This is a genomic window from Alphaproteobacteria bacterium (genome assembly GCA_019635875.1).
GTDB lineage: Bacteria > Pseudomonadota > Alphaproteobacteria > Reyranellales > Reyranellaceae > JAFAZJ01.
Map to the genome: position 1 here is coordinate 1,034,900 of JAHBYP010000001.1, position 21,240 is coordinate 1,056,139.

General features: G+C 67.7%; 19 protein-coding genes. 13 read left to right on the forward strand and 6 right to left on the reverse strand.

Annotated features, from left to right (window positions below):
* Positions 1–44: 44 nt before the first annotated feature.
* The 3 genes from KF889_05230 to KF889_05240 all read left to right on the forward strand — a co-directional run bounded on the left by KF889_05230 (position 45) and on the right by KF889_05240 (position 4,145).
* Positions 45–650 (forward strand): GNAT family N-acetyltransferase, encoded by a 606-nt coding sequence (locus KF889_05230; GenBank protein ID MBX3498827.1) that lies wholly within the window; start codon positions 45–47, stop codon positions 648–650.
* 479 nt (positions 651–1,129) lie between these two features.
* Positions 1,130–2,893 (forward strand): twitch domain-containing radical SAM protein, encoded by a 1,764-nt coding sequence (locus KF889_05235; GenBank protein MBX3498828.1) that lies wholly within the window; start codon positions 1,130–1,132, stop codon positions 2,891–2,893.
* A 127-nt stretch (positions 2,894–3,020) separates the two neighbouring features.
* Positions 3,021–4,145, forward strand: a complete 1,125-nt coding sequence (locus KF889_05240) for a hypothetical protein (GenBank protein MBX3498829.1) — start codon at positions 3,021–3,023, stop codon at positions 4,143–4,145.
* Positions 4,146–4,159: 14 nt separating this feature from the next.
* Here the strand turns inward: KF889_05240 and KF889_05245 are convergent, their stop codons facing one another.
* The 5 genes from KF889_05245 to uvrB all read right to left on the reverse strand — a co-directional run bounded on the left by KF889_05245 (position 4,160) and on the right by uvrB (position 10,673).
* The gene (locus KF889_05245) at positions 4,160–5,101 is read right to left on the reverse strand and encodes a glycosyltransferase family 2 protein (protein MBX3498830.1); all 942 of its coding nucleotides are present in this window, start codon (positions 5,099–5,101) and stop codon (positions 4,160–4,162) included.
* 114 nt (positions 5,102–5,215) lie between these two features.
* Positions 5,216–5,497, reverse strand: a complete 282-nt coding sequence (locus tag KF889_05250; protein ID MBX3498831.1) for a hypothetical protein — start codon at positions 5,495–5,497, stop codon at positions 5,216–5,218.
* 194 nt (positions 5,498–5,691) lie between these two features.
* A complete protein-coding gene (locus KF889_05255) occupies positions 5,692–6,891 on the reverse strand; it encodes an MFS transporter (GenBank protein ID MBX3498832.1) in 1,200 nt (399 codons plus the stop codon).
* 387 nt (positions 6,892–7,278) lie between these two features.
* Positions 7,279–8,502, reverse strand: a complete 1,224-nt coding sequence (locus tag KF889_05260; GenBank protein MBX3498833.1) for an MFS transporter — start codon at positions 8,500–8,502, stop codon at positions 7,279–7,281.
* A complete protein-coding gene (gene uvrB / locus KF889_05265) occupies positions 8,502–10,673 on the reverse strand; it encodes an excinuclease ABC subunit UvrB (GenBank protein MBX3498834.1) in 2,172 nt (723 codons plus the stop codon). The genes KF889_05260 and uvrB overlap by 1 nt, the downstream gene beginning before the upstream one ends.
* 127 nt (positions 10,674–10,800) lie before the next feature.
* Between uvrB and KF889_05270 the strand changes: the two genes are divergently transcribed.
* The 8 genes from KF889_05270 (at position 10,801) to KF889_05305 (ending at position 18,054) form a co-directional block, all read left to right on the forward strand.
* The gene (locus tag KF889_05270; protein ID MBX3498835.1) at positions 10,801–11,949 is read left to right on the forward strand and encodes a PspA/IM30 family protein; all 1,149 of its coding nucleotides are present in this window, start codon (positions 10,801–10,803) and stop codon (positions 11,947–11,949) included.
* 18 nt (positions 11,950–11,967) lie between these two features.
* The gene (locus tag KF889_05275) at positions 11,968–12,663 is read left to right on the forward strand and encodes a DUF1449 family protein (GenBank protein MBX3498836.1); all 696 of its coding nucleotides are present in this window, start codon (positions 11,968–11,970) and stop codon (positions 12,661–12,663) included.
* Between the two features lie 19 nt (positions 12,664–12,682).
* Positions 12,683–14,404, forward strand: a complete 1,722-nt coding sequence (locus KF889_05280) for a flotillin family protein (protein MBX3498837.1) — start codon at positions 12,683–12,685, stop codon at positions 14,402–14,404.
* Between the two features lie 95 nt (positions 14,405–14,499).
* Entirely contained in the window at positions 14,500–14,901 is a 402-nt protein-coding gene (locus tag KF889_05285; protein MBX3498838.1) for an SRPBCC family protein, read from the forward strand.
* Positions 14,898–15,455: a putative glycolipid-binding domain-containing protein gene (locus tag KF889_05290; GenBank protein MBX3498839.1), complete on the forward strand. Its 558-nt coding sequence runs from the start codon at positions 14,898–14,900 to the stop codon at positions 15,453–15,455. The genes KF889_05285 and KF889_05290 overlap by 4 nt, the downstream gene beginning before the upstream one ends.
* A gap of 131 nt (positions 15,456–15,586) precedes the next feature.
* Complete coding sequence (locus KF889_05295) at positions 15,587–16,318, forward strand: sulfite exporter TauE/SafE family protein (GenBank protein ID MBX3498840.1); 732 nt, start codon at positions 15,587–15,589, stop codon at positions 16,316–16,318.
* A gap of 132 nt (positions 16,319–16,450) precedes the next feature.
* A complete protein-coding gene (locus KF889_05300; protein ID MBX3498841.1) occupies positions 16,451–17,191 on the forward strand; it encodes a glucose 1-dehydrogenase in 741 nt (246 codons plus the stop codon).
* A 26-nt stretch (positions 17,192–17,217) separates the two neighbouring features.
* Positions 17,218–18,054, forward strand: coding sequence for an enoyl-CoA hydratase (locus KF889_05305; GenBank protein ID MBX3498842.1), 837 nt, complete (start codon positions 17,218–17,220; stop codon positions 18,052–18,054).
* Positions 18,055–18,080: 26 nt separating this feature from the next.
* Here KF889_05305 and KF889_05310 read toward each other — a convergent pair whose 3' ends face one another.
* A complete protein-coding gene (locus tag KF889_05310; GenBank protein ID MBX3498843.1) occupies positions 18,081–19,247 on the reverse strand; it encodes a carboxylate-amine ligase in 1,167 nt (388 codons plus the stop codon).
* A gap of 173 nt (positions 19,248–19,420) precedes the next feature.
* Here KF889_05310 and KF889_05315 point away from each other — a divergent pair, with 173 nt between their 5' ends.
* Both KF889_05315 and KF889_05320 read left to right on the forward strand, forming a co-directional pair.
* A complete protein-coding gene (locus tag KF889_05315) occupies positions 19,421–20,161 on the forward strand; it encodes a TerB family tellurite resistance protein (GenBank protein MBX3498844.1) in 741 nt (246 codons plus the stop codon).
* Entirely contained in the window at positions 20,158–21,231 is a 1,074-nt protein-coding gene (locus KF889_05320) for an acyltransferase (protein ID MBX3498845.1), read from the forward strand. The genes KF889_05315 and KF889_05320 overlap by 4 nt, the downstream gene beginning before the upstream one ends.
* The last annotated feature ends 9 nt before the right edge of the window (positions 21,232–21,240 follow it).

Below are 21,240 nucleotides of genomic sequence, written 5' to 3' on the forward strand. Positions count from 1 at the left end.
AATCGTGTAAAATATCCGATGGACCCTAGGGAGAGTCATCCGGGATGTTCCGCCTTTCCGACGTGCCACTCGCGCTGGCCTCGACGCCGCGCCTGCCGTCGGAGCGCGTCTTCCTGCGCATGCCTAACCTCGACGACTGGCGCGAATGGGCGGAGTTGCGCGCCGCCAGCCGCGCCTTCCTGACGCCGTGGGAACCTTCGTGGACGGAGGACGCGCTGACGCGCGATTCCTATCGCCGCCGCCTGCGCCACTACATGCAGGAATGGCGCGCGGGCGAGGGTTACACCTTCTTCATCTTCCTCAACGACACGCGCCGGCTGACCGGCGGCATCTCGGTGTCCAACGTGCGCCGCGGCGTCGCCCAGAGCGCAAGCATCGGCTACTGGATGGGCCAGCGCTATGCCGGCCATGGCTACATGACCGAGGGCCTGGCGGCGCTGCTGCCCTTCATGTTCGACGAGGTGCGCCTGCGCCGCCTCGAAGCCGCCTGCCTGCCGAGCAACGAGCCCAGCAAGTCGGTGCTGCGCAAGGTCGGCTTCCGCGAGGAAGGGCTGGCGCGTCAGTACCTTAAGATCAATGGCATATGGCACGACCACGTGCTGTTCGCGCTGCTCGCCGAGGATTGGCGCCGGCAGTTCGCCGAGCGCTGAGCGTCCCTGCTGGCCGACGCTTTCCTTGATGCCGTGCGCCCGCGCGACCACCGATGAGCGTGGTGGTGTGCGCCAATCGACGGCCGTTGCGCGCAGGTCTGACCTCGGTGGAAAATATCAGGTTATTTCAAGGGCATAGCGCGTGGGAGCCGCCTTCGGGGCCCCGCCAGGTTATCGCGGCCAGCACCGCCCAGACCACAGTGTCACACCCTCGGTGCCGACGGATGGCCTGGTGTCGATGCCGCTTGCGAAATCCCGGGTTCGCAGGCGGCGGAGGCCCTGCCCCTGGGCGATTCGCCATGTATTCCTGCATGAGAATGGAGTAAAATCCTGCAATTGAAGTTGGTCGCTCATTCGAGCCGCCAGAAGACATAAGACCAAAGAGCATATGAGGGACCGCTGCTTGGCGGACGTGCCGTGACCTGTGTGGCCGGAGGTGGCCTCCAGGCCGGCGACGAAGAGGGGAATGGGGGACACCGTTGAACTGGCCTGACCCGAAGACTTTCTGCGCCTTGCCTTTCGAGCATCTGTGCATTGGACCCGAGGGCACAGCGCGCGTCTGCTGCGTGGCGCACGACAATGTGAGCCAGCACGGCGCACCGATGTCTCTCAACGTCAACACGATGGACGAGATCTGGAACTCCGCCTACATGCGCAATATCCGGCGCGGCATGATGCGGGGTGAGCGGGTATCGGCGTGCGAGGTGTGCTACGAAAGCGAGGCCGCGAGCGGCCAAAGCTATCGTACGCATACCGGCCTCGAGCCCATCATGGGGCGCAAACGCACGGCGGCGTCGCTGAGCCACTACGGTGCGGACGCGAACTACCGCGTCGATCGCGCGCCCAGCTTCATCAAGCTCGAGATCAGCAATCTCTGCAATCTGAAGTGCCGCATGTGCTACGGCGCCGCCAGCTCGCAGATCGAGCGCGATCCGGTGCACAGCAGGTGGAGCGGCGGCGTCGATCCGCTGCATGCGATCTGGCGCGGAGCCAGTGCCCGGCTGGGGCCGGAGCCACGCATTGGCGTGCGGACGTCGGGCCTTCATCCGCACGAGTACTACGACGGGATCGTGCGGTCGTGGACCGACGGGCACGCGACCATGAACGTGCCGCTGCCGGCCGATATACGGCTGCACAGCCTGGAGATCGGGTTCCACCACGCGGGGAGAAGGGGGCAACACTACCGCATCGTCATCAACGGCCGCCCCATGGCGAGCGGCGCACTGAACGAGGGCGACGCGCCTGTCGTGATCGACCTGAACGGCTTCGAGGGCGGTCGCGAACTGATCGTCGAGTTCATAAGCAACCGCATCATCGAGAAGGCGGGCGAGGTCGAGCGCGGCGTTCCGCTGACACACGTGATGCTGAATCGTCACACGCACGAAGCCTCGGTAGCGCATCCGCAGTTGCTCTCGCCGCCGACGGACAGGGACGAACCTTGGTACATGAACGATGACAAGGTGTTCGGCGATGCGCTGAAATCGATTGACTCGCTGGAGCGGCTGTACATCACCGGTGGCGAGCCTCTGATCAACGATCGAGTGGCCGACATCCTGGGCTATCTCGTCGACACGGGCGCCGCCAGCCGCATCCACCTCGAGCTGTCGACCAACTGCACCAGCGTCAACCCGCGCTACATCGAGCGCATCAAGAAGTTCCGTCACGTCGAGATGCTGCTCAGCCTCGATGCGGTCGGAGACATCTACGAGTACATCCGCTATCCGGCGCGCTGGAGCACGGTCGAAGCCAATGTGCGGAAGCTGAAATACGAGCACGGCCTGCTGTGCAAGGTGCCGCCGGTCATCCAGGTCTACAACGTGCTCAACCTGGTCGAGATCTTCCGGTTCTGTGACTCGATGGACATGGATATCACCATGAACATCCTGCACATGCCCGACAGACTGGCGATCCACCACCTGCCGCCGCGGGTGCGCAAGGCCGCTGCGGCCAAGCTGCGTGCCTACCACGACAGCGACTGCCGCGATCTCACCAAGCCGCAGGTCATGTCGCTGGTTCGCTATCTCGACACGATGGACACGCCATTCAAGCCCGACGTGGTCCGCGAGCTGATGCTGTTCTCCAACGATCTCGACGCGACGCGCGGGCAGAGCTTCCGCAAAACCCACGCGGAGATGGTCCAGTTGCTGGCCGAAGATGGCTTCGAGTGGACCGACGAGACGCGATTCGTGAGCGGCGAGACCAAGATGCGGCCCGCGAGCGAGCGCGACTACGCCTGGCTTTGAACAGCGGCCTGCAGCGCCTCAACATGCCGGCAGATGCTGATCGGTCGGACAATTCATATTGGGACTGGTCATGCGCATCCTAGTTTCTCTGGATCACGGCGCGCCCGCCGAGCTCATTCGGGACGCCTTGGCCGTCGGTGCCGCCCTGGAGGCGAAGGGGCACAAGACGATCTACGTCGTCGGCGAGCCGGTCGCCTTCGTCGATCAGGCGGGGAGTCGGACGCCGAGCGAGCTGCATCAGGCGCCCGTGCTGTCCGCGATGCCGCAGCTTGTCATGAAGCGGCCGCCGGTGGACGGATTTGCCGACCAGATGGCCGTGGCGGGCTACGACAACAGGCAGTCGCTGCTGACTTTGGCGTCGATCTGGAACCGGCAGCTCGAGGCGCTGAAGCCGGATATGATCGTGGGATTTCGAACGCCCGTCCTGTGGCTGATCGGCCAGTACCATGCGCCGACGGTCGCCATCGGCAACGGCTTCGCCATGCCGCCGATTCTCGGCACCTCGTTTCCGCGACTGTCGGTCAATTCGACCCCGCTGGCTGAGGAGAGCATCATGCTGGCCAACGCCAATGCGGTGCTGGCGCGCTTCGGCAAGCCGGCGCTGGCGTCGCTGTCGGAGGTCCTCCAGGGCTGCACGTCGATCCTCTACGGGCCGCCGCCTCTCGATCCGTATCTGCAGCTGCGTCGGACCCTGACGATCGGCCTGCTAGGCGAGAATCCGCAGCCGTCAAATCCGCCGACGAGGCCGCGCCTTGCGGTGTTCCTCGACGTCCGGTGTCCGGGCGTCGAGACGATTGTGCTGGCGGTCAGCGGATTGGGCACGATCCCGGTCGATATCCATATCAGCGGCGTGACGACCGGCATGCGACGCTTCCTCGAGCAGCAACCGCACATCAAGGTCTGGAACGATCACGCCGCCCTCCTGGCGCAGGTCGAAACAGCCAGCGCGCTTGTCCATCACGGCGTGCACGATGTGGCGCAGCGCTGCCTGACGAAGGGCCGCCCGCAGCTCATGATCCCCTGGACGCGCGAGCAGGAGATGCTGACCTACATGGTCGGCTGGATGTCCTTCTCCTGGACGAAGCCGTCGACGACCGAGGTCGCCGAGATGTCCACGACGTTGCGCGACCTGCTGCGCGACAACTCGCTGGTGGTCGCCGCCCAGCATCATGCGCGGCAGTTCGCCGACACCAACCTGCCGAACGCCTTGCCGGCGATCGTCGGCCAGCTGGAAAAGCTGGTGAAGGCCTGACGGCAAGGCGTCGGTCAGTCCGCGCGGTACAGTCGCTTGTTGGCGAGAACCCACTTCAGCCGCTGGACCCGCTCCTTCATCGAGTGTTCCGGGCACCGCAGGCTGGCCCAGACGACATCCCACAGCGAGACGCGCCCCAGCCAATAGAGATTGGTGACTCGCCACTCGTTGCGGTCGAGCTCTACGTTGAACTTGCCGCCGTCGCGCTCGATCACCTGTCGCAGGCAGAACATGCGCCACTCGATGCGGCGGACATCGGCCTCGCGGGTCTCCTTCGACCGGTACGACCGGTCATCTCGGCCCGACGCGTAGAGATTGGAGCCGTGCAGCAGCCGGTTGGTGAGCGTATCCGGCACCGACGCGATCTCGCCCGTCAGGGCGCAGAAATCGGTGAGCAGCGTGTCGGCGCCCTCGCGCAATGCGTAGGTCGGGATTGGCAGGGCGCGCTTGATGTGCTGGGTCCGCACCGTCAGCACCGACGTGATCGGGCTCCACCACGAGCCGCCGGAGCGGATGTACTTCCTGCGATAATTGCCGTCGGTCAGCGCATGCGGCTGCGGCGCTCCCAGCTTGTCGCCGTTGGGACCGACGTTCTGGAAGCGGTGGTAGAGCATGACCGCCTCAGGACGCTGGCCCGCGACCTCGACCATGCGCTCGACCTTCTTCGGCAGCCATGTGTCGTCGGCGTCCAGCATCATGACAAGCTCGCCTGAAGCGAGCGGAATTCCGATGTTGAAGGCGTGCCCCTGTCCGCCATTCTCCGTGCGGATCCAGCGGACCTTGTCCTTGTATCCCGTCAGTACATCGGCCGTGTGATCCGTCGAGCCGTCGTCGATGACGATGATCTCGATGTTCGGATAGGACTGATCCAGGACGCTGTTGATCGCGAAAGGAAGGTATCGGCCATAATTGTAGGAATTGATCAGGGCCGTAACGAGCGGGCGGGCGCTGGGCATGGAAGGCAAAGGCCGGGCAGAACAATATTGAACGCAGGTTACTCCAGACGGCCTTCGGGCGAAAGCAGCGATCGCCCCGGATCGAGCCTCGGTTTGAGCCCGTTCCGGTGGCCGCTAGGAGCCGGAGGCCGCATCGCGCGCGCTCTTCAGGAGTGCCGCGACCTCGACCACATGCCAGTCGGCGCGCCATGCGTTGATCTGACCGGATTGGTCGCGCCCCATCAGATCGGCGAGCAGGCGCACCAGGACGCGCATCTGCGGATCAGGGATGCTCTCCAGGGCTTCGCTTGCCGCGGCCTGAGCTTCCCTGAGCGCTTTCTCGGCCGCTTCCTTGGACCGACGGGTCAGCTCACGGCGATGCTCCTCGAGCCAATCCTGTTCCTCGGCGATCGCCATCATCTCCTCCACCCGTGCACGTGCAACGACATCGGCCTGCATCCCCAGCTTACGCGATGTGGAGCACGGACGCGCGGGCCGGACTTCGATGGGGCGCATCGGTCGCGTTGGCGCGGTCTTCCATCGACCGCAGCCTTCGGTGACCGCGGCGGCCATCCGCGGTCAGTCGCCTGCGCGGGATTCGTGGGCCAGTATCAGCCGTCAGGACTCGTCGTTTCCGCTTCTTCCGGGTCAGGACCGGCGCGCAGCACCTGGATCATCAGGATGATGGCGGCGAAGGTGCCGGCAGCCAGCAGGCCGAAACCCCAGGCATAGGATCCGGTCACGACGAGCGCGATGCTGAACAGCGCCGGGCTGACCAGCGGGCCGGCGAAGGTGAAGACCACGGTGCCGCCGGTGATCTCGCCGGCGCGCCCCGGCGGCGCCAGTCGCGCGATCTCCGCGACGTAGACGCCGGTCCAGCTGATGGCCGTCAGTCCGAGGAAGACCACCAGCGCATAGTAGGTGACCAGTGGCCAGCTCGGCTGCGCCAGCGCCAGCGCGACGAGGCCGATGGTCATCGACACGGCAAAGCCCAGCAGCACGTGACGCGGCTTGCGCGTGACCTCGGCGATGATGCCCCAGGCGATGCGGCCGATGATGCCCGACAGGGCCAGCATCGAGGCAAGCGCCCCCGCCTTGACCAGCGACATATGCAGGTGATTGACGCCGTAGATCACGATGAACGCCGATAGCGCGCCCTGTGTCGCCGAGAAGAAGGTCGAGGCCATTGCCAGGCGGCGCAGCTGCGGACGGCGCCAGACTTCACGCACCGGCCTGAGGAAGTCGCGCAACCGGGGTGTCGGCATGTGGGCGTTGAGCTTGCCCTCGATGTCGTAGACTTGCCGCATCGGCTGCAGCGCGAATGCCAGCACTACGCAGGCCATCGACACCACGAAGGCGGCGATCTGCCAGCCCCACAGACGCTCGACCCACGGGATGGTCGCACCCGCCAGCACGCCGCCCAACGGAATGCCGGTCTGCTTGATCGAGAACACGACATTTGCCAGGCGCGGCGGCGTGACGCGCGCCAGCACCTGCGAGCTGGCCGGGGTCGGCGGGCCGTAGCCGCAGCCGATCAGCACGCCGACGAAGATGATGGTCCAGTAGCTGCCAACTCCGAACAGCAGCGCGCCGATGGCGCAGCAGAGCAGTGCCCGCTGGCTCACCGTGATCGCGCCAAAATGCGTCGCCATCGAACCGCCGACCAGGGCGGAGATCATGGCGAACAGGTAGACCAGCGAGGTGAGGAAGCCGATGTACTCGTCACCGATGCCGTAGCTGGCGCTGGCGGCCGGCGCCAGGACCGGGATCGCCTGCCAGGCGAAAGCGGTCAGCGTCTGCGCCGCCAGCATCGCACTGGCGACCGCAACGAAGGCCCGTTCTCCGGATTGGGGTGTCGGATTCGCGTCGGAGGCGACCATAGACAACGTCAGGTAGAGCCTTGTTGTGGACTTCGTTCTATACCAAACGACCCATGGCCGAGCGCGTGAAAAGCGCGTTAGGGGGTGCACGCACCATAACACAGTTCGCGGCGCGCGTGAATTGTTTCGTCAATCATTAATTGCCGTCGCCGCGCCTGCCACTTGTCTTCTCGACAGTACAAGTGGGCCGCCCTTGGCCGCTAAGTTCAGGCCCTGCGCTGTCATATTCCGCGCGGATCGCCGGCAGTTGTCTACTGATGCGTTCAGGCGGGCGCCACTGTGCCCAATACGCGTTGGTGGGAAATACTACCAGTGGTATCAGGGGTCGTCGCACCGGATTCGTCGAAGGATCGCGAGTGCACACAACCCGGCGCATGCCGCCATCAGCGCGTAGCCCAGCGGATAGGACTGGGTGAAGTAGAGCAACTGGCGAAACAGCATCGGCCACAGCACCGGCCCGAGGAAGACGAAGAATGACGTGGCACCGACGAACTCGCCGGCTCGACCCGGCGGCGCGCGGCGCGCGCACTCCGAGATGTAGACACCGTTCCAGCCGACCGCCGTGCCGCCCAGTACGACGGCGATGCCGTAGACCAGCCAGCGTGGCCAGTCCGGTTGGGCCAGCGCGAGCGCCACGCCGAAGGTCGCCATGATCGCGCCCAGCGCCGCGAGCACCGCAAGCGGTCGGCGCAGCGCGTCGGCCAGCGCTCCCCAGCCGATTCGACCGACGATGCCGGCGAGGCTGGCAGCCGAAAGCAGGGCGCCGGCGGCGACATAGTCGAGCCGCAGATGGTCCATGCCGTAGTTGACGATGAAGTTTGTCACCGTCGCCTGCGTCGCGGAGTAGGCCATGCCGACCAGGCACAGCAGGCGCAGCGGCGGATCGCGCCAGCACATCGCCAACGGCTCGATGATGGTGGCAATGCTCGGGAAGATGCGACCAGCCACAGCGCGCTCATCGTCGTAAAGCCGGCGCAGTGGATGAATGGCGATCGCCATCGCCGCGGCGAGCAGCGCGATCGTCAACGCCGCATGGCGCCAGCCGGCGGCTTCGACGATCGAGGGCAATGCCGCGCCGGACAGTGCGAAGCCAAGCGGCACGCCACTCTGCTTGATCGAGAAGGTGACGTTCGACAGGCGCGCGGGCGTCACGCGCGCGAGGATCTGCGAGCTGGCCACCGTCACGGGTCCGCCTCCCAGACCGATCAGCATCGCCGCGGCGATGGCGGCCGCGATGTGACCCACGCTCAGCAGCGCGACGCCGGCGGCGGAGACGAGCAGGGCGATCTGGGTGAATCGGATCGGCCCCAGCCGCCGGGTTATCGCGCCGGCGGAGATCACGGCGACGATCGACACCGCGTAGACGACGGCGACGAAGTAGGCGACGTCGTCCTTGGTCGCGCCCATGACCGGCGCCGCGGCCGGCGCCAGCACGGCACCTGTGTTGAACGCCATGGTCGACAGCGCCTGCACCGCCGCCAGCGACAGCAGCGCGGTGAGGTACAGCGAGCGCGACGTTCCGGCTGGCGCCGGCTGGTTCATCAGCGCCGGCCGCCGCTCTTTCGTGCTGGTCTGCCGCGCGAGCCCGAGCCGGTGCGCGCGCCGCGGAACACACGGGTGTCGCGCGGCCCGGCGAAAGGCTGCGGCGCCGAATCGGCCAGCGCACGACCGCCCTTGCCGGGCTCCAGCGGCAGGCCGAGCTCGTTGGCCTCGAGCCGGCGGATCTCGTCGCGCAGCCTCGCGGCCTCCTCGAACTCCAGATTCGAGGCGGCGTCGCGCATGCGCTTCTCGAGCTCGCCGAGATGGGCCTTCAGGTTGTGGCCGACGAGATGCACGTCGCCCGACACGCCGGTGTCGACCGTGTAGTGGTCGCGCTCCGAGATCGACTGCAGCACCTCGGAGATGTTCTTGCGGATCGAGGCCGGCGTGATGCCATGCGCCTCGTTGTATTCCTGCTGCTTCTTGCGCCGCCGCTCGGTCTCCGACATCGCGTATTTCAGCGCGTCAGTCATCCGGTCGGCGTAGAGGATCACGCGGCCGTCGACGTTGCGCGCGGCGCGGCCGATGGTCTGCACCAGCGACGTCGGCGAGCGCAGGAAGCCCTCCTTGTCGGCGTCGAGGATCGCCACCAGCGCGCATTCCGGGATGTCGAGGCCCTCGCGCAGGAGGTTGATGCCGACCAGCACGTCGAAGGCGCCCAGCCGCAGGTCGCGGATGATCTCGATGCGCTCCAGCGTGTCGATGTCGGAGTGCAGGTAGCGGCAGCGTATGCCGGCCTCGTGCATGTACTCCACGAGGTCCTCGGCCATGCGCTTGGTCAGCACGGTGACCAGCACGCGCTCGCCCTTCGCCGCGCAGGCCTTGCACTCGGCGATCAGGTCGTCGACCTGCTTCTCGACCGGCCGCACGATGCAGACCGGATCGATCAGGCCGGTGGGCCGGATCACCTGCTCGACGAAGACGCCGCCGGTGCGCTCCATCTCCCACGGGCCGGGCGTCGCGCTGACGAACAGCGATTCCGGCCGCATCGCATCCCATTCCTCGAACTTCAGCGGCCGGTTGTCGATGCATGACGGCAATCTGAAGCCGAACTCCGCGAGGATGCTCTTGCGGTTGAAGTCGCCGCGGAACATGCCGCCGATCTGCGGCACGGTGACGTGGCTTTCGTCGACGATCAGCAGCGAGCCCTCGGGGAAATATTCGAAGAGCGTCGGCGGCGGCTCGCCCGGCTTGCGGCCGGTGAGGTAGCGCGAGTAGTTCTCGATGCCGGCGCACGAGCCCGTGGTCGCCAGCATCTCCAGATCGAAGTTGGTGCGCTGGCCCAGTCGTTCGGCCTCGAGCAGGCGGCCGGCGCGGTTGAACTCCTCGAGCCGCTTGTGCAGGTCTTCCTTGATCTGGCGGATGGCGCCTTCCATCGTCGGCTTGGGCGTCACGTAGTGGCTGTTGGCGTAGATCACCACGTCCTGCAGCGACGCGGTCTTCTCGCCGGTCAGCGGATCGAACTCGACGATGCTCTCGATCTCGTCGCCGAACAGCGAGAAGCGCCAGGCCTTGTCCTCGTAGTGGGCCGGGAACAGCTCGACCGAATCGCCGCGGGCGCGGAAGGTGCCGCGCGCGAAGGCGTTGTCGTTGCGCTTGTACTGGATCTCGACGAAGCGGCGCAGCAGCTGGGTACGATCGATCTTCTCGCCGGCGTGCAGGCGGAAGGTCATCGCTTGGTAATTCTCGAGCGGGCCGATGCCGTAGATGCACGAGACCGAGGCGACGATCACGACGTCGTTGCGCTCCATCAGCGCGCGCGTCGCGGAGTGGCGCATGCGGTCGATCTGCTCATTGATCGACGAATCCTTCTCGATGTAGGTGTCCGAGCGCGGCACGTACGCCTCGGGCTGGTAGTAGTCGTAGTAGGAGACGAAGTACTCGACCGCGTTGTCGGGGAAGAAGCCCTTCATCTCGCCGTAGAGCTGCGCTGCCAGCGTCTTGTTCGGCGCCAGCACCAGGGTCGGCCGGTTCACCGCCTGGATCACGTTGGCCATGGTGAACGTCTTGCCCGAGCCGGTGACGCCCAGCAGCACCTGGTCGTGCTCGCGCTGGCGCACGCCCTCGATCAGCTGGCGGATCGCCTCGGGCTGGTCGCCAGCGGGCTGGTAGTCGGAGACCACGCGCAAGGGCTTGCCGTCGGCCAGGGCCGGACGTCGCTGCAGCCAGGGCATGGCGAGGGGAACAACGCGGGTGTCGGGCATGCGGCGAATATAGGGGTGGTCGCGGCGGTGGGGGAGGCCGGGTTGTCCCCATCAATTTTCCTTGAAAGGATAAAAGTACTCCTTTATAGTATTGCCCATGGCGAGGAGTCGCAAAACCTCTGGCGCCGGGTTTGCCCGGCTGCGGCTGGATCCCGCTCCGGAAGCTGCCGAGGCGCTGGCGCGGCTGGTCGAGACCTACGATGTATTGGCCAGTTGGCTGGACGCCACGATTCCCGCAGGTCATCCGGCGGACCAGGTCGCCCTGCATCGTGCCTTTTACGAGCCGGCGCGGCGCCAATGCGGACTGCCGGCGCAGCTCACGACGCTCGCGCTGCGCGACTGGGCGATGCGCCGGCGCGGAGACGACGTCGATGGCGTGCCACTCGACGAGCGGCTGTACAGCATCAGGGGAATCTCCACCGTTTCGCTGGCCACGGTCGACGGGCGGGTCAGCGTGCCGTTCGCGGTCGCGGGTTATGGCCAGCGTTGGGGCGGCAGCGCGCCGGCGCGCCTGAGGTGGTCTGCGGGTCAATGGGAACTGCATATCGAAGCGGGGGCACAGGTCACCCGCCTTTTCCAGGAGGGTACGATGGCGACGGAAACAGTCCTGACGCGGATCGGCCGGGTGATCGCCGGCATGACGCACGCCGCGGTCGACGCGGCGGAGAACGCCGGCTCGGAGGCGGTGCTGGCCCAAGCGCTACGCGAGATCGATGCCGCGGCCGACGAGGTGCGCGGCGAGCTCGGCAAGGCGATGGCCGAGCGCACGCGACTGGAGCTGCGGCGCAAGGAGCTCGACCGCGAGCGCGACGACCTCGACGCCAAGACCAAGGTGGCGGTCGAGAAGGGTCGCGACGACCTCGCCGAGGCGGGTATCGCGCGTCAGCTCGACATCGAGGCGCAGATCGGCGTGCTCGACCGCATGCTGAAGGATTCGCAGGACAGCATCGACCAGCTCGGCCAGACCCTGGGCGCCGTGCGCGCCAGTCGGCGCGAGGCGGAGAGCCGCCTGGCCGACCTGCGGCGCACGGCGAGCACCAATCCCTCGGGCGCCGCGGTGGGCGCGGCGCGCGTTGATCGCGCGCTGGACAAGGTCGAACGCGCCCAGTCGGCGGTCGAACGCCTGACCGGCGTTCCCGCCGGCGACGCGCCGGCCGACGGCAAGGCGATCGACGAGCTCAACGATCTCGCCCGCAAGCATGCGGTCGCCGAGCGACTCGCGCGCTTGAAAGCTGGCCGCAACTAGGGCCAACTGAGTGAGCCGATGCTCGACTTTCTTGCCCTTCCCCAGGTAGCACCGTTCTCGATCGCCGCCCTCGTGCTGATCGGGCTGACGATGTTCGAGATCCTGACCCTGCTGGTCGGCAAGCCGATCTCCGCCGTGCTCGACCACGCGATCCCGCTGGACAGCACGGCGGGCGACGGCTTCGGCGGCAAGGAGGCGCTCGAGGGCAAGACCGGGCTGTTCGGCTCCGCCTTCGACTGGCTCAATCTCGGCCGGGTGCCGATCTTCATCCTGCTGATCGTGATGCTCGCCGCGTTCTCGATCAGCGGCCTGGCGCTGCAGATCGGCATGGCGCGGATCTTCGCGCCGCTGCCGACGATCGTCGCCGTTCTCGCGGTGCTGGTTCCGACAGCGTACTTCACGCGCTGGCTGACACGCGCCATCTCCAGGATCGTGCCGCGCGACGAGACCTATGCCCAGGCAAGCGCCGACTTCGTCGGACTGGTGGGTGTCGTGACGCTCGGGCCGGTGCGCGCCGGCGTCGTGGCGCGCGCCAAGATCCTCGATCGTCACGGCAACGCGCACTTCCCCCGCATCGAGCCGGCCGATCCGGTCGCCGTGATCGCGGAGGGCACGACGGTCCTGGTCATCGACAGCCGCAAGGGCGTGCTCGCGGTCGCACCCGCCGATCCCGCTCTGATCGCCGATCCGCCGGCCGGACCAACCGGCTCCTAATCGCCGCCTGGAGACCGCCATGTTCAGCCAGCTCTACGATCTCGCCGTCCCGGCCATCATTGTCATCGTGGCGCTGCTGGCGCTGGGTCTCGTCGTCGCGCGGCTCTATACCCGCGCCGAGAAGGACCGGGCCTATGTGCGCACCGGCCTGGGCGGCCAGAAGGTCGTGCTCGACGGCGGCTCGGTCGTGCTGCCGGTGTTCCAGAGCATCGCCTGGGTGAACCTGCAGACCCTGCGGCTCGAGGTCCGGCGCGACAACGCCGATGCGATGATCACGCGCGACCGCATGCGCGCCGATATCGGCGTCGAGTTCTACGTGCGCGTCAAGCCGGATGGGCCGTCGATCGCACTAGCGGCGCAGACCCTGGGCAATCGCACCAACGATGCCGAGCAGCTGCGCGCACTGGTCGAGGCGAAGTTCGTCGACGCACTGCGCAGCGTCGCCGCGACCATGGCGCTGGCCGAGCTGCAGGAGCAGCGCGCGATCTTCGTTCAGTCCGTGCAGACCGCGGTGGCGCGCGACCTCGAGCTCAACGGCCTCGAGCTGGAAAGCGCCTCGCTCACCAAGCTCGACCAGACGGACACCAAGTTCTTCAACCCCAACAACGCCTTCGACGCCGAGGGCCTGACGGCGCTGACCAAGATCACCGAAACGCGCCGGCAGGAGCGCAACCTGACGGTGCGCAATACCGAGGTGGCGATCGCCCAGACCGACCTCGAGGCACGCCAGCGTACGCTGGACATCGAGCGGCAGAAGAAGGAAGCCGAGCTCACCCAGGAGCGCGACATCGTCAACAAGACGGCGGAGACGCGTGCGGCGGCGGCGCAGAAGGAAGCCGAGGCGCGCCAGGCCGAGGAGCAGGCGCGCATCGCCGCCGACCAGGTGATCGCCCAACGCAGCGCGACGGCCAAGCAGGCGCAGGAGACGGCGCGCATCGAGGCCGAGCTCGCCATCCGCCAGCGGCAGATCGAGAGCGAGCGCGCCGCCGAGACGCTGGCGATCGGCAAGAAGCGCGACATCGAGATCGCCGATCAGGATCGCGCTATCGCCGTCGCGGACAAGAGCCGCGCCGAGAGCGAGGCACGGGCGAAGGCCGAGGAAGCGCGCGCGCTGGCGACGGCGGCGACCGAGGGCGTCGAGACGGCGCGGCAGATCGCCATCGCCGAGCGCACGCGGCAGGCCGCCGTCATCGACGCGCGCCAGGACGCCGAGCGGGACGCCGCCAAGGTGACCATCGCTGCACAGGCCGAGCGCGAGGCGGCTGAGAACAAGGCAGCGGCGATCCGCACCGAGGCGCAGGCCGACGCCGACGCGGCCAAGATCCGCGCCGAGGCGCAGGCCAAGACCTACGAGGTCGAGGCCGACGGCCAACGCAAGATCAACGAGGCGCGCAACGCCATGTCGGCGGCGATCATCGAGCTGGAGATCACCAAGGAACGTCTGCGCGTGATCCCGCTGGCGCTGGCCGAGGCGGTGAAACCGCTGGAAAAGATCGGCGACGTGAAGATCATCGACATGGGCGGCGGCCTGCCCGGCCGCAACGGCGCTGCGCACGACGGCGGGGCGGCCGGCGCCACGCCCAGCGACTCGCTGCTCAACGCCCTGCTGGCCTACCGCGCGCAGTCGCCGGTGATCGACAAGCTGCTTGTCGAGGCCGGATTCGACACCTCGGGCAATCCCGTGCGCGCGCTGGTCGACGGGGTCGGCGGCACGCCCGCCAAGCCCCGTTCGGAGTCGTGATCGGCGGCCGGCGATGATGTCCGATTTCCGCCAGAAAAGCTGATTGGAGACTGCCACATCGGGGCCATCGCTTCCGCCTTTCACGGAGACAACCGATGGCCACGATCCGCAACAACATCACGATCGACCGCCCTGCCGATGCCGTGTGGGACGCCCTGCGCGACTTCCAGGCCGTGCATCGCCGCGTCGCGCCGGGCTTTCTCAGCGATTCGCAGCCGGACGGCGAGGACGTGCGCGTCGTTCACTTCGCCAACGGCACGACGGCGCGCGAGACGCTGGTGTCGGCCGACGACGAGCGCCGCCGGCTGGTCTATGCCATCATCGGCGGCCGTGCCGCGCATTACAACGCGTCGGTCCAGGTCATCGCCGAGGACGCCGGACGCTGCCGCGTCGAATGGATCATCGACCTGATGCCCGACGCGATCGCCGAATACGTCCGCGGCCAGACGAAGCTGGCGGTCGGCGACATGCAACGCACCATGGGAGGCGTCTCATGACGGCGATCATCACCGCCCGCTGGCGCGACTGGAGCGGCGAGAGCCTGCAGCATCTGGTGCTGAGCGAAGGGCCGGATGCGATCGTCGCCGAGGCAGTCGTCGTCGGCGCGGAGGAGGGCGCGCGCTTCGGCGCCCGCTTCCGCATCACCTGCGATGTCGACTGGCGCACGCGCAGGGTCGAGGTCGACATGGCGGGCACGGCCCGCCGTCTCGATCTGCACGGCGATGGCGCCGGCCACTGGCGGGACGGCGGCGGAAGGTCCCTGCCCGAGCTCGATGGAGCCATCGACGTCGATCTGCCGCTGACACCGTTTACCAACACGTTGCCGATCCGTCGTCTGAACCTCGGCGCGGGCCAGTCCGCCGATCTGCGCATGGTCTACATCGTGCTGCCGGGCTTCACGGTCACGGTCGATCCGCAGCGCTACATCTGCCTTGAGCCGCTCCGACGCTACCGTTACGAATCGCTCGACAGCGACTTCGTGCGCGAGATCGAGGTCGATTCCGATGGGCTGGTGATGGTCTATCCCGACCTGTACCGCCGGATCAGCTGATGGCCGTCGGGCTGCCACGAATCCCGTCATGGTGGTGACCGCGGGGCCAGAAACCGGCATGGGCTCCAGCGCCACACGCCCCGAGCAAGGGCCAATCGGGAGCGGGTCGGCTCGGCTATAAGACAGCCGCGATGCCCGAGCTTCTCGTCCTCCCCGCCATGATCTGCGCCGCCACCGCCGTTCTCGCCGGCGTGGTGCGCGGCTTTGCGGGATTCGGCGCGGCGATGATCCTCACGCCGGTGTTCTCCGCGTTCTACGGTCCGACGGTGGGCGTGCCGGTGTGCCTGCTGGTCGAGTTCTGCATCTCGTTTCCGTTGCTGCGGCAGGCCTGGCCTCTGGTCGACTGGCGGCAGATCGCGACACTGCTGGTCGCTGCCGCCCTCGGTGTGCCGCTCGGCGTGTGGCTGCTGGCCTGGGCCGATCCCACGGTGATGCGCTGGGCGATTTCCGGCATCGTGCTGGGTGCCGTGCTGCTGCTGGCGAGCGGCTGGCGCTATACCGGCGAGCCCTTGCTCGCCGGCACTTTGGCCGCGGGCGCCGCCAGCGGATTCCTCAACGGTCTGGCGGGCATGGCAGGGCCTCCGGTCGCCTTCTACTACCTCGCGGGCGCCAGCGCGGCGGCGACCATCCGCGCCAGCTTCATCGTCTATTTTGCCGCCGTCGATCTTGTGGCGCTGCTCGGGCTCGCCGCGCGCGGACTGATGACCCTGCAGGCATTGCTGCTCGCGGCGATCTTCGTGCTGCCGTACATCGGCGGTGGCCTGGTCGGAGAGAGGCTGTTCAGCTTGGCCAGCGAGACGTTCTTCCGCCGGCTTGCGCTGGCGATCCTCACAGTGGTCGCCGTGGCGGCCCCTTTCCTTTGACGCAACTCGGGCGCCGTCGCCGTGATCGCCACGCTGCCATGACCTCGGCGGGCGGCCCCGCAGTGGCGCCGGGCGCGAAAACCGTGTGATGCTCACCGTGACGACGGCCAACGTCGCGGCGGAGGAAACATCATGCGGTTGAAGGACAAGGTGGCGATCGTCACCGGCGGCGCCGGCGGCATGGGCGCCTGCACAGCGAAGCTGTTCGCGAAGGAAGGCGCCCGGGTCGCCATCGCCGACGTAATTGACGCCGACGGACAGGCGGTGGTGCGCGAGATCGGCAACACCGCGTTCTACCAGCATCTCGACGTGACGAAGGAAGCGGACTGGCAGGCGCTGACCGCCGCAACGGTCAAGGCCTTCGGCAAGCTCGACATCTTGGTCAATAATGCCGGCATCAGCGGCAGCGACCCCGATCTGTTCGACACCGACATCTGGGACCGGCTGATGGACATCAACGCCAAGGGCGTTTTCCTTGGCATGAAGATGGCCGTCCCGGAGATGCGCAAGAATGGCGGCGGCTCGATCGTCAACATCTCCTCGATCTCGGGCTTCGTCGGCCAGCGCGTGGTGCACATGGGCTACAACGCGTCGAAGGGCGCGGTGCGGCTGATGACCAAGGCGGTGGCGGTGCAGTTCGCGCGCGAGAACATTCGCGTGAATTCGGTGCATCCCGGCGTCATGCCACCGATGCGCACCTCCAAGCTCACCGGCGATCCCGAGGTGCGCAAGAAGCTGATCAGCGCCATCCCGATGGGCCGCGCCGGACGCATCGAGGAGGTCGCCAACGCCTCGCTGTTCCTCGCCTCCGACGAAGCCTCCTACATCACTGGCACGGAGCTGGTGGTCGACGGCGGCTACCTGGCGCAGTAAAGACGGACGCAGGGAGGGAGGAGACGATGGCTGCTTACAGGACGCTGACCTGGGAGCGCTTCGACAACGTGCTGCGCATCACCACCAACCGCCCGCACGTGCTCAATGCGCAAAGCCGGGTGATGCTGCACGAGCTCGACGCCGCCTTCAAACGCGCCGCCGACGACAAGGGCGTGCGGGTGATCATCGTCGCCGGCGCCGGCAAGCACTTCTCTGCCGGCCACGACCTCGGCAGTCCGGAGGAGATTGAGGACGCGAAGCAACACCCGGTCGATCCCGGCTTCGCCGGCGAGTACCAGCGCCTCTCCGAGCTCTTCCTCGACATCACGTTGCGCTGGCGCGACGTGCCCAAGCCTACCATCGCGCAGGTCCAGGGCTACTGCATCATGGGCGGGCTGATGCTCGCCTCGTCCTGCGATCTGATCGTCGCCAGCGAGGACGCGCTGTTCGCCGACCGCGCCATCAGATGGGGCGGCGCGCATGTGCAGTATTTCTCGATGCCGTGGGATCTCGGGCCGCGCAAGGCCAAGGAATACATCTTCACCGGCGAGTTCTTCACCGCGGCCGACGCCGAGCGCATGGGCCTGGTCAACCGCGTGGTCGGGCGCGAGGTGCTGGAGAGCGAGACCATGGCGCTGGCGCGGAGCATCGCCGTGCACGATCCTTTCTCGCTGCGCATGGCCAAGCGATCGGTCAACGACACGCTTGACGCCCAGGGCCAGCGCCAGGCGATCGAGATCGCCTTCAAGAACTACATGATGACGATCCCCGGGCGCATCGAGCGCGGCACCTACGGCGCCGCCGCGCGCGAGAAGAATCCCAAGGACCGTTTCGCCATTCTCAACAAGAAGGCGGCGGACTGACCGGGGCCGCCGTCGTCTGCAGCCGATCAGGCCGGCACCGCTTCGGCGTCGTGGTGCAAGGCGGCCCGCTCGGGGGTATCGATCGTCGCCGCCACGAGCCAGCGCACGACTGCGCGCAGCGATTCGGCGCGCGGCGCGTCGTGCCGCGCGCCCTGGTAGATGTCGAGCTGCCGATCGGCGCTGGTGCCGCGCGAGAGGATGCCCAGTGTCGAGCGCACCGAGGCGGCGCAGTCCAGAATCTCGGCCTCGGGCATCACCTCCTCGACCAGCCGCGCGATCACGGTGCGCGCGTCGATCGGTTCGAGCGTGAACGGATCGATCATCTCGCAGTCCAGGCCGTAGCGCTGGGCGCGCCACTTGTTCTCCTCGATCAGCGCGTAGCGGGTGGCGTCGACCGCCACCGGCGGGCCCGGCCGTTCGACAATCCGCTTGGCCAGCGCGCGGTAGAGCGAGGCGATGGCCACGCCGTCGCCGACGGAGGTGCAGCAATCGGCGATGCGCAGCTCCAGCGTCGGGTGCTTCAGCGACGGCCGCGCCCCCCACCAGGTGAAGCTCGAATCGGGAATGACGCCGGCACCCACCAAGGCAGCGATGTAGGTGTCGTAGTGCGCCTGGCTGGCGAAGGCCGGCGGCAGGCCGGTGCGCGGCAACTCGTCGTAGGCGGCTAGGCGATAGCCCTTCAGCCCGGAACGCTGGCGGTTCCAGAACGGCGAAGACGTGCTGAGCGCCAGAAGCTGCGGCAGGTAGGGGATCAGTCGCGTCATGACATCGACGCGTCGGTCGGCGTTGGGCAGCTGCACATGCACATGCATGCCGCACAGCATGTTGCGCTGGGCCAGCATGCCGAGGTCGCGACCCAGCGCCGCGTAGCGCCGCTTGTCCGTCGGCACCTGCTCGCGCCACTCGCCCAGCGGGTTGGTGCCGGCCGCCAGGATCGACAGGCCGAAGCGGCGGCCGGCCGCGTCGATCGCCGCGCGGGAGGCGCTGAGGTGGGCCAGCGCCTCGTCCGGCGTGCGGCACACCGGCGTCATCACCTCGATCTGCGACTGCAGGAGCTCGACTGTGACGCGCTCGCCCAGCGCGGCGCGGCAGGCGGCAAAGAACGGCCGGGGCATGCGGCGCACCGGCGCCAGACTGTCGCGGCGGATCAGGAAGTATTCTTCCTCGATGCCGAAGGTGTAGGCCTCGGTCATGGTCCGCTCCGTCGACGATGGGCACGTCACTGAAGAGGCATGGAGTCGGGTCGGTCTCCGGCCGGCGGGGTTCAACGCGCGGACGCTCGCCGCGTTGCCGCCGAGCGGGACTGTGGCTCGAATGTGACGGCATCAGGTTGTGTGTCGGCCGCACTCCGGTTAGAGGTGCGCCGATGAGCATCTGGGGCAAGATTCTCGGCGGCACCGCCGGCATCGTGATTGGGGGACCGATCGGCACGCTTCTCGGGGCCGGCGGACGGAGTCTCGACTCTGCCGACGCTGAGACAGAGGGGCCGCCCGAGGCGACGCAGCAGATCGCCTTCACCATCGGTGTGATTGCGCTGGGCGCCAAGCTGGCGCGGGTCGACGGCCAGGTGACGCGGCGCGAGATCGACGCCTTCCGCTCGTTCTTCCACGTGCCGCCGGAGGAGGTCGAGAACGTCGGCCGCTTCTTCGACGTCGCCCAGCGCGACACGTACGGCTTCGAGACCTATGCGCGCCAGGTCGCCGGCCTGTTTCCCGACGATCCCCACGTGCTGGAGCAGGTTCTTGTCGGACTGTGCCTGATCGCCGGCGCCGATGGTTCGGCCTCGCCGCCCGAGGTCGAGTATCTGCGCGTCGTTGCGGCGATCTTCGGCATGGGGGAGGTGCGCCTGCGCCGCGCCTTCGCCGCCGCCGGCGTCGAGCTGCGCGACGATCCCTGGGCGATTCTCGGCGTCATGCCCGACGCCGACGCGGAGGAGCTCAAGCGCGCCCATCGCCAGCTGGCGCTCGAGTACCATCCCGACCGCCTGATGGCGCGCGGCCTGCCGGCGGAGGCGATCCAGCTCGCCAATCGCAAGTTCGCTGCGATCAACGCCGCCTACGACAGAGCTCGCGCTGCGCTGCCAGGCGGATCCACCGACACGCAATGACCTATCTGCCGGCGCTCGACGGGCTGCGGGCGCTGGCGGCGCTGTGGGTCGTGGCCTTCCACGCCACCGCCTTCACGGGCGTCGCGCCGCCGGTGATCCGTCACGGCTATCTCGGCGTCGACCTGTTCTTCGTCCTTTCCGGCTTCGTGCTGGCGCATGTCTATGCCCCGGTCTTCGCCCGCGACGGCATGCCCTTCTATGCGCGCTATCTGTACCGGCGCGTGGCGCGGCTTTGGCCGGTCTGGCTGGCCGTGCTGGCGCTGTTCGCGCTCAAGGCCGAGATCGGAAGCTGGAGCGGACTGGGCGGCGGCGGCCTGCGCCTTGCCGACGATCCGGGTCTGTGGTCGCTCTACGCGCTGCTGATGCAGAGCTGGGGCTGGGCCGATCCCGAGCGCATCAATCCGCCGGGCTGGAGCCTCAGCTACGAGTGGGCGGCCTCGCTGCTGCTGCCGCTGGCGCTCGCTGCCGCGGTGCGGCTGCGTTCGCCGCTCATCTGCCTGGCGTTGGTGCTGCTGAGCGTGGCGGCACACACGCTATACACGCACCTCAACGGCCTGCCGTCGCTGCATACCGCGGCGGCCCATGGCGGCGCGCGCGTCGCGGCGGAGTTCCTCGCCGGGGTCCTCATGTGGCGCTGCTGGCATCAGACCGACTGCGCGCCGGCGTCCGCGGGGCTGCTCGCCGGCCTGTGCGCGTTGCTGGCGATCGCGGCGATGGCTGCCTTCGGCCCGGCTCTGTGGCTCGATCATCTCCTGATCGTGCTGGCCGCCGGTGTGATCGGCGGCGTGGCCGCGGGCCGGGGCAGGCTGGCCGTCCTGCTGTCAAGTCGGGCGCTACGGATGGTCGGTGCGGCGTCCTATGCGCTCTACGTTGTGCACTGGCTGGTCTTCGAAAGCCTGTGGTGGGCCTTCGACCGGCTCGGGCTGGTCGTCGGAACGGCAGCGGGCTGGCTGTTCTTCGGCGCTATGATCACGCTGTCGCTGGTCGCCGCCTTCGCCCTGCATATCGTGATCGAGCGGCCCGCGCGCAGCACGCTGCGCCGTCTCGCCGAGGCCGAGCCGGCGCGCTAGGCTCGTGCG